At 70.6% G+C, this 428-nt stretch carries 1 pseudogene; it reads left to right on the top strand.

Annotated elements, in window-relative coordinates:
• Positions 1-34: 34 nt before the first annotated feature.
• Positions 35-428 (top strand): annotated as a pseudogene (locus G5C65_RS38290) (hypothetical protein); the annotation flags it as partial.

The following is a 428-nucleotide window of genomic DNA, read 5'->3' as shown; positions in this document are numbered from 1 at the left end:
GGTGCGGAGTTGCCCTCACGAGGAAAGGGGCGTCATGCGGGCCCGGAAGCAGGACCGATCACCTGAGCGTGGTGCGACGACCGCGCCCGCACGTCCGGGCGCGGCGCTGCCTCCGCTCGCGGCGCTGCAGCGGGCGGCCGGCAACCAGGCCGTGACCCGGACGATCCAGCGCGCCCCGCAGGAGGGCAGGCCGGAGGCGCAGGGATCGCAGCGTTCGGTGAGCGAGTGGAAGCGCCGGGCGCAGGCGGTCAACGAGTTCGTCAAGTCATGTACGTGCGAACAGAACATGTTCCAGTACGGCCGTGTCGAGGATGAAGTGGTCGTCCGCTACCGGCGCAGCTACAAGCACCAGCGTGACGAACAGAGCCTGCGCCATGCCGTGCGCAGGCTCCTGAGCGCCTCCGCCTGGCTGGAGGAGCAGGGGAGGG

Origin of the sequence: Streptomyces boncukensis (assembly GCF_011045075.1) — a bacterium.
GTDB lineage: Bacteria > Actinomycetota > Actinomycetes > Streptomycetales > Streptomycetaceae > Streptomyces > Streptomyces boncukensis.
Note: the sequence above shows the minus strand (reverse complement) of the source record. Positions and strands in the feature narration are given on the sequence as shown.